At 65.9% G+C, this 13,732-nt stretch carries 9 protein-coding genes and 1 riboswitch; of the genes, 7 read left to right on the top strand and 2 right to left on the bottom strand.

Annotated features, from left to right (window positions below; translation table 11 throughout):
* Positions 1-3 precede the first annotated feature (3 nt).
* Positions 4-167, bottom strand: a riboswitch (yybP-ykoY riboswitch).
* Between the two features lie 134 nt (positions 168-301).
* The 6 genes from tam (at position 302) to pssA (ending at position 8,355) form a co-directional block, all read left to right on the top strand.
* Entirely contained in the window at positions 302-1,078 is a 777-nt protein-coding gene (tam, locus tag LK03_RS18835) for a trans-aconitate 2-methyltransferase (RefSeq protein WP_038414010.1), read from the top strand.
* Positions 1,079-1,189: 111 nt separating this feature from the next.
* On the top strand, positions 1,190-1,900 hold the full coding sequence (locus tag LK03_RS18830) for a YebC/PmpR family DNA-binding transcriptional regulator (protein ID WP_038414009.1): 711 nt from the start codon (positions 1,190-1,192) through the stop codon (positions 1,898-1,900).
* Between the two features lie 47 nt (positions 1,901-1,947).
* A complete protein-coding gene (locus tag LK03_RS18825) occupies positions 1,948-2,892 on the top strand; it encodes a LysR family transcriptional regulator (protein ID WP_038414008.1) in 945 nt (314 codons plus the stop codon).
* A gap of 108 nt (positions 2,893-3,000) precedes the next feature.
* Entirely contained in the window at positions 3,001-4,410 is a 1,410-nt protein-coding gene (locus LK03_RS18820; protein WP_038414007.1) for a DOPA decarboxylase, read from the top strand.
* Between the two features lie 213 nt (positions 4,411-4,623).
* A complete protein-coding gene (gene katG, locus LK03_RS18815) occupies positions 4,624-6,885 on the top strand; it encodes a catalase/peroxidase HPI (protein WP_038414006.1) in 2,262 nt (753 codons plus the stop codon).
* A gap of 144 nt (positions 6,886-7,029) precedes the next feature.
* Complete coding sequence (gene pssA, locus LK03_RS18810) at positions 7,030-8,355, top strand: CDP-diacylglycerol--serine O-phosphatidyltransferase (protein WP_081951643.1); 1,326 nt, start codon at positions 7,030-7,032, stop codon at positions 8,353-8,355.
* A gap of 60 nt (positions 8,356-8,415) precedes the next feature.
* Here the strand turns inward: pssA and LK03_RS18805 are convergent, their stop codons facing one another.
* Entirely contained in the window at positions 8,416-9,333 is a 918-nt protein-coding gene (locus LK03_RS18805; RefSeq protein WP_038414004.1) for a LysR family transcriptional regulator, read from the bottom strand.
* Positions 9,334-9,473: 140 nt separating this feature from the next.
* Between LK03_RS18805 and LK03_RS18800 the strand changes: the two genes are divergently transcribed.
* The gene (locus tag LK03_RS18800) at positions 9,474-10,688 is read left to right on the top strand and encodes an acyl-CoA dehydrogenase (RefSeq protein ID WP_038414003.1); all 1,215 of its coding nucleotides are present in this window, start codon (positions 9,474-9,476) and stop codon (positions 10,686-10,688) included.
* Positions 10,689-10,701: 13 nt separating this feature from the next.
* Here the strand turns inward: LK03_RS18800 and LK03_RS18795 are convergent, their stop codons facing one another.
* Positions 10,702-13,611 (bottom strand): PAS domain-containing hybrid sensor histidine kinase/response regulator, encoded by a 2,910-nt coding sequence (locus tag LK03_RS18795; RefSeq protein ID WP_038414834.1) that lies wholly within the window; start codon positions 13,609-13,611, stop codon positions 10,702-10,704.
* Positions 13,612-13,732 lie beyond the last annotated feature (121 nt).

Here is a 13,732-nt window from a genome sequence, read left to right as displayed (position 1 = left end):
GTTATCCGGTCGGGCTATGAGTCAACGACGCAACCACACGCCCGACCTTAGGCATGGATGCATCGTTGGTCTCGCCAATCCGGAGATGTTCACGCCACGGCAGCCGCCGAGAATGTTGACATGAACGCGCATCGGCATGGCCGTGCGCAGGCTACTCCCCAACAAGGGCGGCCATTATGCCTAGCGTTGTGCGGAAACGGAATGCAATTTTTCCCCCGGTAACATTCGCTTGCTCAAGCACTGACTGGCATTGCCGGGCGACTGCCGTATGCTGACGCCTTCGTTCACAAGGAGCCGTGCCATGACCTGGTCTGCCACTCAGTATTCCCGCTTCGAAGACCAGCGCACCCGGCCGGTGCGCGACCTGCTGGCCGCTGTGCCACCGCGCCCGGTGCGCCACGCCACTGACCTTGGCTGCGGCCCCGGTAACTCCACCGAGGTCTTGCTGCAGCACTGCGGTCACGCTCAGGTCACCGCGCTCGACAGCGACCCGGACATGCTCGACAAGGCCCGACAGCGGCCCCGCCTGAGCATCCCGCGCGTACGCATCGAGCAGGCCGACATCGCTCAGTGGCGCGCCCGCCAAGCCCAGGACCTGATCCTTGCCAATGCCTCGCTGCAATGGCTGGACGATCACGCAACTCTGTACCCGCACTTGCTCGAGCAGCTCAACGAAGGCGGCAGCCTGGCAGTGCAGACGCCCGACAACACCGAAGAGCCGGCCCATCGTCACCTGCGCACACTGGCCGCAAGCCCGGCCTGGGCTGAAAGATTCGGTGACCTGCACTTGCCCGCGCGGCATTCAGCTTGCTTCTACTACAAGCTGCTCAGCCCATTGTGCTCGCGTGTCGATGTGTGGCGCACCACCTATCATCATCCCCTCGAAGGCGGTGCGCAGGCGGTGGTGGAATGGTTCAAGGGCTCGGCCCTGCGCCCCTACCTGGCGCGCCTGGATGAAGCCGAGCAGCTGGCGTTCGAGGCGCAGTACCTGGCTGCCATTGCCGCCGACTGTCCGCTCGTCGGTGATGGCAAAGTGCTGCTGGCCTTCCCGCGGCTGTTTGTAGTGGCGACGCGCTGAAGCCCGCCGGGCACCGCAGCTCGGTTGTCGAAGCTGCGATGAGGGCGTATAAACTGCACCGCACTTGGCCGGTCGCTTCCGGAATCGGCCACTGAAACATAGAGAGTCGACATGGGCGCACAGTGGAAAGCCAAACACAGAGAAGCCGCGGCGAATGCCAAAGGCAAGGTCATGGGCAAATTGGCCAAGGAGATTCAGATCGCGGCCAAGTCTGGCGCTGACCCGGACATGAACCCGCGCCTGCGCCTGGCTATCGATCAAGCCAAAAAGGCTTCGATGACCCGCGAGACGCTGGAGCGCGCAATCCGTAAAGGTGCGGGCCTCGATGGCGACGCGGTGCAGTACACCGCAGTGAGCTACGAAGGCTTCGCCCCGCACCAGGTGCCACTGATCGTCGAGTGCCTGACCGACAACGTCAACCGCACCGTGGCTGAAATCCGCGTGGCTTTCCGCAAAGGCCAGCTCGGCGCCAGCGGCTCGGTGGCCTGGGACTTCAACCACGTTGGCCTGATCGAAGCGTTGCCTGAGGGCGATGCTGACCCGGAACTGGCCGCCATCGAAGCCGGTGCGCAGGACTTTGAAGAGGGCGAGGAAGAAGGTTCGACCCTGTTCATCACCGAAACCAGCGACCTGGGCGCAGTGCAGAAGGCCCTGCCGGAGTTCGGCTTCACCGTGACCTCGGCCAAGATCGGCTACACGCCGAAGAATCCGGTCAGCGCTGCCAGCCTGGGCGCCGAAGCCCTGGCTGAGGTGGAAGCCTTCCTCGAAGCCATCGACCACCACGACGACGTGCAGAACGTCTATGTCGGCCTGACCGACTGATCCCCCGGCCGGGAGCGCCAGGCGTTCCCGGCTGCCGGCCCGCGCCCATGAACGCCGCCTTCGCCTCCCTCAGCCTGACCCACCTGCGTACCCTGGAATGCCTGCTGCAGCTGAAGAACCTCAGCCATGCGGCGCTGCGCCTGGGCTGCAGCCAGTCGGCACTCAGCCGTCAACTGACCCACCTGCGCCAGGCCTTCGCCGACCCGTTGCTGGTGCGCCAGGGACGCGGCTATGGCCTGAGCGAAACTGCCGAACAGTTGTTGCAGCCGTTGCAGGAGGTGCTGCTGGCGCTGCAGGCCTTGCCTCAGCCTGCGGCGTTCGACCCGGCGCGCTGCGAGCGGCGCTTTTGCCTGGCGGCGTCCGACTACGTGGCAGAGCACATGCTGCCGCTGCTGGTGGCTGCGCTTGAGCGCGAGGCGCCGGGGGTGTCGCTGGTCTATCGCAGCTGGCAGGCCGGGCAGTACCAGTGGCTGGCCAATGGCGAGGTCGACCTTGCCACCACCTTGTTCGATGAATCGCCCGCCAACCTGCATGGCCGGCTGCTGGGTGAAGACCGTGCGGTGTGCCTGATGCACCGCGAGCATCCACTGGCGGCGGTCGATGCGCTGAGCCAGGACGATTACCTGGCCTACCGCCATGTGCGCATCTGCGCAGGCGGTGACAAGGACAGCTTCGTCGATCGCCATCTGCGCGCCCAGGGCCTGCAACGCAGGGTCAGCCTGGAGGTGCCGTTTTTCAGCGCTGCGGTGCAGGTGGTGGGTAACAGCCAGGCGCTGGTCACCGTGCCTGAGCACATCGCCCAACAGCTGTGTCAGCGCCATCCGCTGGTCTGGCGTGGCCTGGGCTTCGTTCGCCATAGCCAGCGCTACTGGGTGGTCTGGCATCAACGTTTGCATGGCTCAGCCGAGCACCGCTGGTTGCGTGAGCGGGTGTTCAGCCTGTGGCAGCAGTCGCAGTTCAGTGTTCAGGGCGGCTCGCCGCTTTCGACATAGCAGCTATGCGCGCGGCGCGGTTCTTCCCGCCGCGCGCCCAGCCTACACTGCCGGCCTCGCTCCCCCGCTGGCGTTCTCCGCCACGGGCCAGCCTGTGGAGGACCGCCAATGACCCCCGAAGACTTCCGCCGCCATGGCCACCAACTGATCGACCTGATCGCCGACTACCGCCAGAGCGTAGAGCAGCGCCCGGTCATGGCCCAGGTCGCGCCCGGCTACCTCAAGGCAGCGTTGCCCAGCGCCGCGCCGCAGCACGGCGAGCCATTCGCCAGCCTGCTGGACGATGTTCAGCGCTTGCTGATGCCGGGGCTGTCGCATTGGCAGCATCCGCAGTTCTACGGCTACTTCCCCTCCAACGCCAGCCTGCCTTCGGTGCTGGGCGACATGCTCAGCACCGGCCTGGGCGTGCTCGGCCTGTCATGGCAATCCAGCCCGGCGCTGAGCGAGCTGGAAGAAACCACCCTCGACTGGCTGCGCCAACTGTTCGGCCTGTCGAGCCAGTGGAGCGGGGTGATTCAGGACACCGCCTCGACCAGCACGCTGGTGGCGCTGATCTGCGCCCGGGAACGGGCCAGCGGCTATGCCCTGGCGCGCGGCGGCGTGCAAGCGCAGGCGGCGCCGCTGATCGTCTACGCCAGCGCCCACGCCCACAGCTCGGTAGACAAGGCCGCGCTGCTGGCAGGCTTTGGGCGCGACAACATTCGCCTGATCGCCACCGACGAACACTTCGCCATGCGCCCCGCGGCCTTGCAGGCGGCCATCGCCGACGACCTGGCCCGGGGCAATCAGCCCTGCGCCATCGTCGCCACCTGTGGCACCACCGCCACCACCGCGCTCGACCCGCTGACGCCAGTGGGGCAGATCGCCCAGGCCCATGGCCTGTGGCTGCACGTCGATGCGGCCATGGCCGGCTCAGCGATGATCCTGCCCGAATGCCGCTGGATGTGGGAGGGTATCGAGCTGGCCGACTCGCTGGTGGTCAATGCGCACAAGTGGCTGGGGGTGGCCTTCGACTGCTCGTTGTACTACGTCCGCGATCCGCAGCACCTGATTCGGGTGATGAGCACCAATCCCAGCTACCTGCAATCGGCAGTGGATGCCGAGGTGAAGAACCTGCGTGACTGGGGCATTCCCCTGGGCCGGCGTTTCCGCGCTTTGAAGCTGTGGTTCCTGCTGCGCAGCGAAGGCGTCGAAGCGCTGCAGCAACGTTTGCGCCGTGACCTGGACAACGCCCGCTGGCTGGCCGAGCAGGTCGCGGCTAGCCCTGACTGGCAGCTGCTTGCCCCGGTGCACTTGCAGACCCTGTGTCTGCGCCATTGCCCGCCTGGCGTCGAGGGTGCGGCGCTGGAGCAGCACACCCGCGACTGGGCGCAAAGGCTCAACGACAGCGGCCAGGCCTATGTGACCCCGGCGCAGCTCGACGGGCAGTGGATGGTGCGGGTGTCGATCGGCGCGCTGCCCACCGAGCGCGAGCATGTCGCGCAGCTGTGGACGGCGCTGCAAGCGGTGGTGCGCTGACAGAGCCAGCCTATCGACGCTCAACACTCGCTCTATTAGACCTGCAATGAGCCTGGACTACGCTGTCTCCAGGGCTGCCGGGTGTGTCACCCGGCAGCAGCGGTCTGACCAAGACCGCACTGATGAAGGGGCAGGCAGGCACCGTGCGTGCAGCCACCCTGGCAACTGGCGCAGACCGGAATCCAACCAGACCCGAGCCCATGGGAGAGAGAGATGTCGAGCGAATCGAAGTGCCCGTTCCATCAAACCGCCGGCAGCGGCACCAGCAACCGTGACTGGTGGCCTGACCAGCTCAACCTGAGCATCCTCCACCAGCATTCGAACAAGTCCGACCCGCTGGGTGAGGATTTCGACTACCCCAGCGCCTTTCGCCAGCTCGACTTTCAGGCGCTCAAGCAAGACCTGCATGCGCTGATGACCGATTCTCAGGACTGGTGGCCGGCCGACTTCGGTCACTACGGGCCGTTGTTCGTGCGCATGGCCTGGCACAGTGCCGGTACTTACCGCATCGCTGATGGCCGTGGCGGGGCAGGGTCCGGTCAGCAGCGTTACGCACCGCTCAACAGCTGGCCGGACAACGTCAGCCTGGACAAGGCCCGGCGCCTGTTGTGGCCGATCAAGCAGAAGTATGGCCAGCGCATTTCCTGGGCCGACCTGATCGTGCTGACCGGCAACGTGGCGCTGGAGTCGATGGGCTTCAAGACCTTCGGCTTCTCTGGCGGGCGCGCCGACGTGTGGGAGCCGGACCAGGACGTGTACTGGGGTTCGGAAAAGGTCTGGCTGGGCGGCGACACCCGTTACGGCAAGGCGCAGACCAAGGCCCAGGAGCCCGGCCAGGGCGACCTGGTGGCCGAGCCTGAGAAACACGCCGAAGAGCAAAGCCGTGATCTGGGCGGCGAACGCAACCTGGAAAACCCGCTGGCGGCGGTGCAGATGGGCCTGATCTACGTCAACCCTGAAGGCCCCGAAGGCAATCCCGACCCGGTTGCCTCGGGCCGCGACATTCGCGAAACCTTCGCCCGCATGGCTATGAACGATGAAGAAACCGTGGCACTGATCGCCGGTGGTCACGCCTTCGGCAAGACCCACGGCGCCGCCTCGGCGGATAACGTTGGCGCCGAGCCGGAAGCGGCCGGCCTCGAAGCTCAGGGCCTGGGCTGGCACAACCGCCATGGCAGCGGTGTTGGCCCTGATGCGATCACCAGCGGCCTGGAAGTGACCTGGACCTCGACGCCCACCCGCTGGAGCAACGAGTACCTGGAAAACCTCTTCAACTTCGACTGGGAACTGACCAAGAGCCCGGCCGGTGCGCACCAGTGGCAGCCCAGCAACGGGCAGGGCGCCGGGCAGATTCCCGACGCTTTCGATGCCGGCAAGCGCCACGCGCCGTCGATGCTCACCTCCGACCTGGCGCTGCGCTTCGACCCGATCTACGAACCCATCGCGCGGCGCTTCAAGGAGCACCCCGAGCAACTGGCCGATGCCTTCGCCCGCGCCTGGTTCAAGCTGATCCACCGTGACATGGGGCCGCTGTCGCGTTACCTCGGCCCGGAAATGCCGCGGGAAGAGTTGCTCTGGCAAGACCCGCTGCCTGCGCCGGGCGCTGCATTGTCGGCCGCAGACATCGAACAGCTCAAAGGCCAGGTGCTCGCCTCGGGGCTGACGGTGCCGCAACTGGTGCGCACCGCCTGGGCCTCGGCCTCGACCTTCCGCGGTTCGGACAAACGCGGCGGTGCCAACGGCGCCCGCGTGCGTCTGGCGCCGCAGGTGGACTGGGCGGCCAACGAGCCGCAGCAGTTGCAGCAGGTGCTGGCCCAGCTGGAGCAGATTCGCAGCCAGTTCAACGCCGGCGGCAAGCAGCTGTCGATGGCTGACCTGATCGTGCTGGGCGGTTGCGCCGCAGTCGAGCAAGCGGCCAAGGACGGCGGTCACCCGGTCAGCGTGGCGTTCCACGGCGGGCGCAGCGATGCCAGCCAGGCGCAGACCGATGTCGAGTCGTTCGCCGTGCTCGAACCGCTGCACGACGGCTTTCGCAACTTCAGCAAGGCGCGCTACAGCGTCGCTGCGGAAAAACTGCTGCTCGACCGTGCGCAACTGCTGACCCTCACCGCCCCCGAACTGACCGTGCTGGTTGGCGGCCTGCGGGTGCTGGGCGCCAACCATGGCGACAACCAGCAGGGTGTGTTCACCGACCGCGTCGGTGTGCTCAGCAACGACTTCTTCCGCAACCTGCTCGACATGAGCGTGGTCTGGACCCCGGTCAACGGCGACAACGAAGCCTTCGAGGGACGCGACCGCAGCACCGGCAAGGTGCGCTGGAGTGCCAGCCGCGTCGATCTGGTGTTCGGCTCCCACGCACAGTTGCGCGCCTTGTCGGAGGTGTACGGCAGCAGCGATGGCAACGAACGCTTCGTCAAGGATTTCGTCGCGGCCTGGGAAAAGGTCATGGAGCTCGATCGCTTCGATCTGCGCTGACGGTGATGAGCGCCAGGTGCTGCTGCGTCTGCCAGATCGGCGCCAGCAGCCCTTGGGTCTGCGCCACGCAACCCTCTACACTGCACCTCTGCAACTCACTCACACGGCAGCCCATCGGCTGCCGTGCTTTTGGAGGTGTCACCTTTGACCGCTGATTCTTACCTTGCCCAGCTGCCGGGCGTTGCCGTGGGTGCCGATGCGCTGGAGGTGCTGGCCGATGCTGCCAGTTACCGTGAGGCACTGCTGCAACGCATTGCCACTGCCACCCGACGGATCATGCTGGTGGCGCTGTACCTGCAGGAAGACGAGGCCGGGCAGCAGGTGCTCGATGCGCTGTACCAGGCCAAGGCCGCGCGACCCGAGTTGCAGATCACCGTGGTGGTCGACTGGTTCCGCGCCCGTCGCGGCCTGCTCGGTGGCGGCAAGCAGCCGGGCAACGCCGCCTGGTATCAGGCGCAGCGCCAGTTACGCGGCCTGGATGTGGCGATCCATGGCGTGCCGGTGCAGACCCGCGAGCTGTTCGGCGTGCTGCACCTCAAGGGCAGCGTCATCGATGACTGTGTGCTGTACACCGGCGCCAGCCTGAACAACGTCTACCTGCACCGTTTCGAGCGCTATCGCCTCGACCGCTACCACCTGCTGCACAGCCCGGCATTGGCCGACGCCATGGTGGCGCTGGTGCAGCGCATCCTCGCCAGCGATGCCACTGCGCGTCTTGACCTGCCGGAAGCGCCCGACCCGGGCAGCTTGCGCAGCAAGATCCGTCGCCTGCGCAGTTACTTGCGCAACCAGCAATACGCGCTCCAGAGCCCGGCGTTCAGCGGCCTGCGGGTGATCCCGCTGCTGGGCATCGGCCGCGGCAACCTGCTCAATCACACCTTGTGCACGCTGGTGCGCGCCGCCCGCGGCGAGCTGGTGCTGTGTACGCCGTACTTCAACCTGCCGCGCATGTTGCTGCGCGAAGTGCGCCTGGCCCTGGCGCGCGGGGTGCAGGTCGAGCTGATCGTCGGCCACCGCACTGCCAACGATTTCTACATCGCCCCGGACCAACCCTTCAGCGCCAGTGGCGTGCTGCCCTATCTGTACGAAGACAACCTGCGGGCGTTCGTCCGCCGCCAGGCCAAGGCCATTGCCCGCAAGCAGCTGAAACTGCGTGTGTGGAACGACCCAGGTCACACGTTTCACGCAAAGGGCATGTGGGTCGATCAGCGCTACAGCCTGCTCACCGGCAACAACTTCAACCCCCGCGGCTTCAACCTCGACCTGGAAAACGCCCTACTGATCGACGACCCCGAAGGCGCCTGGCTCGAGCCACGGCACCGCGAACTGGAGGGCATTCGCCGGCACACCCAACTGATCGAGCATCCGGCCGAACTGGGCGAGAAGGGCGATCACCCGAAAAAGGTCCGCACTTTCCTGCGCCGTTTGCGCTATACCCGGCTGGGGCCGTTGATCAAGCGGGTGTTGTAGGACATCCCGAGCCGTTTGCCATTGCAGCGGTCCACGCGTGCAGGTCTGCGCTGCGCCGCCTCACGGCGCCGCCTGATCCTGCGCCACCACCCGCTGGCACAACTCGATGATCTGCTCGCGCATCCAGCGGTTGGCCGGGTCCTGGTCGGTGCTTTCGTGCCAGTACAGATGGGTCTCCAGCGGTGCGACTTCGACCGGCAGGGGCAAGTGGCGCAATTGATGGCGGCGGGCGAAGCGTTCCGGCACGGTCATCACCAGGTCGGACTGCTGCAAGACCTGGCACGCCATCAGGTAGTGCTGTGAGCGCAACACCACCTTGCGCTGCACGCCCATCTTGCCCAATGCCAAATCGACGTAACCCAGGCCATTGCGCCGACTGGAGATGTGGATGTGCGCCATCGACAGGTAGCTTTCCAGGGTCAGGCGGCTGTCGGCCAGCGGGTGGCCCTGGCGCAGGGCGCAAACGAAGCGGTCTTCCAGCAGCTTGACGTGGCGCACCTGTGGGTCGGTGTTGAGCGGCACGTCGACGGCGAAATCCAGGCGTCCGGCGGCCAGTTCCTTGGTGGTTTCGCGGCGCTTGCTCAGAAAGCTGTCGATCACCACGCCGGGAGCCAGGCGGCGCAGGCGCTGGAACAGCGGTGGCAGGACCACGGCCTCGATCAGGTCGGTCATGCTGATGCGAAAGGTCTTGTTCGCCTCCAGCGGGATGAAGGTGCGGCTTTCCTGTACCGAGGTGCGCAGCAGGGCCAGCGCGTTGCGCACCGGGCCAATGATGTTCTGCGCCATGGGCGTGGGCACCATGCCGTGGGCAGTGCGCACGAAGAGTGGATCGTTGAAGGTATCGCGCAACCGCGACAGGGCATTGGACACCGCCGGTTGGGTGATGCCGACGATCTGCCCTGCGCGGGTCAGGTTGGCTTCGGTGTAGATGGCGTCGAAAACGATGAACAGGTTGAGGTCGACCTTGCTGAGGTTCATGCGCATGGCTCATGGCGGGCAATGCGCTCGATCATATAGTGCTTATGAATGTTGATACACAAAGAAAATACATTGGATGGATGACTGAAGGCTGCCTTACGCTTGCGCCATCCGTGCCCACCGCTACCAGGACGCTGCCCATGGATTTCTCCTACACGCCCAAGGTCCAGGCCCTCTGTGAGCGCGTCAGCGCGTTCATGGAGGCCTGCGTGTATCCTGCCGAAGCGGTGTTCGCCCGTCAGGTGGCCGAGGGCGATCGCTGGCAGCCCACCGAGATCGTCGAGGTACTCAAGCGCCAGGCCCAGGCCGAAGGACTGTGGAACCTGTTTCTGCCCGAGTCTGAGTACGGCGCAGGCCTGAGCAACCTGGAATACGCGCCGCTGGCGGAAATCATGGGCCGGTCGCTGCTCGGCCCAGAGCCGTTCAACTGCTCGGCGCCCGACACCGGCAACATGGAGCTGCTGGTGCGCTATGGCAGTGCTGAACACAAGCAACGCTGGCTGGAGCCGTTGTTGCGCGGCGAGATCCGTTCGGCCTTCGCCATGACCGAGCCGGATGTGGCGTCTTCCGACGCCACCAACATGCGCGCCAGCGCCCGCCGCGAAGGCGATCAATGGGTGATCGACGGGCGCAAGTGGTGGACTTCGGGGGCCTGCGACCCGCGCTGCAAGGTGTTGATCTTCATGGGCCTGAGTAATCCCGATGGCCCGCGTCACCAACAGCATTCGATGATCCTCGTGCCTACTGACACCCCAGGCGTGAACATCGTCCGGCCGCTGAGCGTATTCGGCTACGACGACGCCCCCCATGGCCACGCCGAGATGCGCTTCGACAACGTACGGGTGCCCTACGAGAACGTGATCCTTGGCGAAGGTCGCGGCTTCGAGATCGCCCAGGGGCGTCTGGGGCCGGGGCGCATCCACCACTGCATGCGTTCGCTGGGCATGGCCGAGCGGGCGCTCGAACTGATGTGCCGGCGCGCCAGTGAGCGGGTGGCGTTCGGCAAGCCGCTGGCGCAACTGGGCGGCAACCTCGACATCATCGCCGACTCGCGCATGCAGATCGACATGGCCCGGCTGCTGACCCTCAAGGCTGCCTACATGATGGACAGTGTCGGCAACAAGGTGGCGCGCAGCGAGATCGCCCAGATCAAGGTGGTAGCGCCCAACGTCGCCTTGCAGGTGATCGACCGCGCGATTCAGTTGCATGGCGGCGCAGGCGTCAGCGATGACTTCCCGCTGGCCTACATGTACGCCATGCAGCGCACCTTGCGCCTGGCCGACGGCCCGGACGAAGTACACCGCGCAGCCGTGGGCAAGTACGAACTGAGCCGCTACCTGCCGCCACGCGCCTGAGGCTCGCGGCGGCTCACAGCACGATCAGCTCGCGCACCTTGGCCACCAGCGCCTCGACCGCGAACGGCTTGGTCAGGATCAGCATGCCCGGATCGAGTTGGCCGCTGCCGATGGCGGCACTTTCCGCGTAGCCGGTGATGAACAGGGTTTTGAGCTCCGGGCGCAGGGCTCGTCCGGCATCGGCCAGTTGCCGACCGTTCAGACCACCGGGCAGGCCGACATCGGTGATCAGCAGCTCGATGACCGTGTCCGAACGCAACACGGCCAGACCGGCGACGCTGTCGGCAGCATCGATGATGCTGTAGCCCAGGTCGCTCAGCACATCGTGCAGCAACATGCGCACCGTCGGTTCATCGTCGACGACCAACACCGTCTTGCCGGCCTGATTGTGCAGGTCGGGGCTGGCGCTCGGCTCGATGCGCGGTTCGACGCTGCCGTCCTGCGAACGTGGCAGGTAGATCGACACCGTGGTGCCTTCGCCCGGTTGCGAGTAGATCCGTGCCTGGCCACCGGACTGCTTGGCAAAGCCATAGATCATCGACAGGCCAAGGCCGGTGCCCTGGCCGATCGGCTTGGTGGTGAAGAACGGGTCGAAGGCCTTGGCCAGCACCTCGGAACTCATGCCCATGCCGGTGTCGCTGACGCTAAGCGACAGGTACTGGCCGGCGGGAATGTCCAGTGCTCGCGCCGCATCGGCGCCAATCCAGCGGTTGGCGGTTTCAATGATGATGCGCCCACCGGTCGGCATGGCATCGCGGGCGTTGATGCACAGGTTGAGCAGGGCATTTTCCAGCTGGCTGACATCGGCCCGGGCTGGCCAACTGCCGCTGACGCTCACGGTTTCGATGAGGATGCTCGGGCCTACCGTGCGCTGGATCAGATCGCTCAGACCTTCGACCAGACGGTTGACGTCGATCGGTTGCGGGTCGAGGGTCTGCCTTCGCGAGAACGCCAGCAGGCGGTGGGTCAGGCCCGCAGCGCGCTTGGCGGCGCCCTGCGCGGCGGTCATGTACTTGTCGATGTCCTGCACCCGGCCCTGGCCGATGCGCAGGTTCATCAGCTCGAGCGCGCCGGAGATACCGGCCAGCAGGTTATTGAAGTCATGGGCCAGGCCGCCGGTGAGCTGGCCGACGGCTTCCATCTTCTGCGACTGACGCAGCTTTTCTTCCGACTGCATCAGCTCCAGGGTGCGTTCGGCGACCCGCTGTTCGAGGGTTTCGGTGAGGTGGCGCAGGGCCTTGAGGGCGTCGTCGCGCTGTTCGCGCACGGCGCGGCGTTCTTCGACATCGATCAGCACGCCGGGAAAATCCAGGGGGGTGCCGTCGGCGGCGTGGTCGACCCGGCCATTGGCTTCGATCCAGTAATAACGGCCATCGGCGCGGCGCACCCGGTACTGGTGGGCGTAGGCGCCACCCCGCTTGCACGCTTCGTCGATGGCGGCGATCAGCCCGGCGCGGTCTTCCGGGTGTACGGTGGTGACCACCTGTTCCAGGCTCAGGCCCACGCGGCCCAGCGAGGGGTCGAGGCCGAAGGCCAGGGCGAAGGCTTCATCGACGGTGAAGCGATCGTGCACCAGGTCCCAGTGCCAGGTGCCAATGATTGCGCCAGCGGCCAGGGCCAGTTGCACGCGCTCGACGTTCTCCCGCGCCAATTGTTCGCTGACCCGCAGCCGTTCCTGGGCCGTGCGGCGTTCGGTGACATCGTTGAAGAAGATGCCGATCTGGCGCTTTTCCGGCTCGCCGACGCGCACCGCGCGCACATCGAACCAGCGCTCGAAGGCTTCGGCGTAGTTTTCGAAGTGGGTCGGTTCGCCGGTCTTGGCCACGTGTCCGTAAACCTGGAACCAGAACGGCTCGAGGTCCGGCGCGTATTCGGTGACCCATTTGCCTTGCAGGTTGACCCCGGCCTGACGCTCGAACGCCGGGTTGACCTCCAGGAAGCGGTAGTCGACGGGCAGGTCCTGGGCATCGAACTTGACCTCGACGATGGCGAACGCCGTTTCGATGATGCCCAACATGGTGCGAAAGCGTTCTTCGCTCTTGCGCAGCGCCGCTTCGGCCGAGCGCATGCGGGTCAGATCGAGCATGGCGCCGATCATGCGCACCGCGTTGCCCTCGGCATCGCGGCTGACATGACCGCGGTCGAGCACTTCAGCGTAGGAGCCGTCGGCGCGCTCGAAGCGGTAGCCATCGCTCCAGGTCGTGTCAGTGCCGTCGATCACCGCCCGCAACGAGGCATGGATACGCGCGCGGTCGTCGACGTGAATGTGCGATACCCACCATTGGTGGAGCATCTGACCCGGTTCCAGATGATGACCGTAGGCCTCGTGCAGAGCGTCGTTCCACAGCACGTAGTTGCTGCGCAGATCCCAGTCCCAGATGGCATCGTTGGTGGCCTTGGCAGCCAGACGGTGGCGCTCCTGCGCTTCGGCCACGGCGCGCCCGGCCAGGTGCTCCTGGGTGCGGTCGCGCAGGATCTTCATGAATCCCAGGTGCGTATCGTTTTCGCTGTACAGCGGCATCATCTCGCCCGAAGCCCAGAACTGCCCGCCGTCCTTGCGCAAGTGCCAACGCTCGTCCGACACCCGACCGTCGCGCAGGGCCAGTTGCATTTCCTCGGCGACTCGGCCGCTGGCGCGGTCGCCGTGGGTGAAGAAGGCATCGGCCGTATGACCGCACATTTCCTCGGCGCTCCAGCCCATGACATGCACCGCGCCAGAGTTCCAGTCGGTGATCACGCCGTGTTGGTCGCTCAGAACGATGGCGAAATCCACCGCGCTTTCGAATGCCGCCCATTGCCGTGCGGCATTGCGCGCGCGGCGTGCGTGCTCCGCGCTGGCCGCTGCGCGCTGCACGTCGCAGCGTGGGTCGGCTGGCTGATCGGGATCGATGCCGGCTGCGTCGAGCAACGCGCGCAGGCGCAGGATTTGCGCCTGCAAGTCGTGCTGTTCAGCGGTGTCAGGGGTGGGAGGCAGCGGGTTCTGGGCAGTCATTCTGTTCGGTCACACAGGGCCACGGGAGAGGGTGCCTGGACGCTTGGCAAGG

The organism is Pseudomonas cremoricolorata (assembly GCF_000759535.1).
In the GTDB taxonomy this organism is placed as follows: Bacteria; Pseudomonadota; Gammaproteobacteria; order Pseudomonadales; family Pseudomonadaceae; genus Aquipseudomonas; species Aquipseudomonas cremoricolorata_A.
The sequence above is the reverse complement of the archived record's forward strand: the minus strand, read 5'-3'. Positions and strand labels throughout refer to the sequence as shown.

Excerpts from the sequence above, each read along its gene's own strand:
- tam (WP_038414010.1), top strand. The coding sequence starts at position 302 with ATGACCTGGTCTGCCACTCAGTATTCCCGCTTCGAAGACCAGCGCACC.
- LK03_RS18830 (WP_038414009.1), top strand. The coding sequence starts at position 1,190 with ATGGGCGCACAGTGGAAAGCCAAACACAGAGAAGCCGCGGCGAATGCC.
- katG (WP_038414006.1), top strand. The coding sequence starts at position 4,624 with ATGTCGAGCGAATCGAAGTGCCCGTTCCATCAAACCGCCGGCAGCGGC.
- LK03_RS18805 (WP_038414004.1), bottom strand. The coding sequence starts at position 9,333 with ATGAACCTCAGCAAGGTCGACCTCAACCTGTTCATCGTTTTCGACGCC.
- LK03_RS18800 (WP_038414003.1), top strand. The coding sequence starts at position 9,474 with ATGGATTTCTCCTACACGCCCAAGGTCCAGGCCCTCTGTGAGCGCGTC.
- LK03_RS18820 (WP_038414007.1), top strand. The coding sequence starts at position 3,001 with ATGACCCCCGAAGACTTCCGCCGCCATGGCCACCAACTGATCGACCTG.
- LK03_RS18825 (WP_038414008.1), top strand. The coding sequence starts at position 1,948 with ATGAACGCCGCCTTCGCCTCCCTCAGCCTGACCCACCTGCGTACCCTG.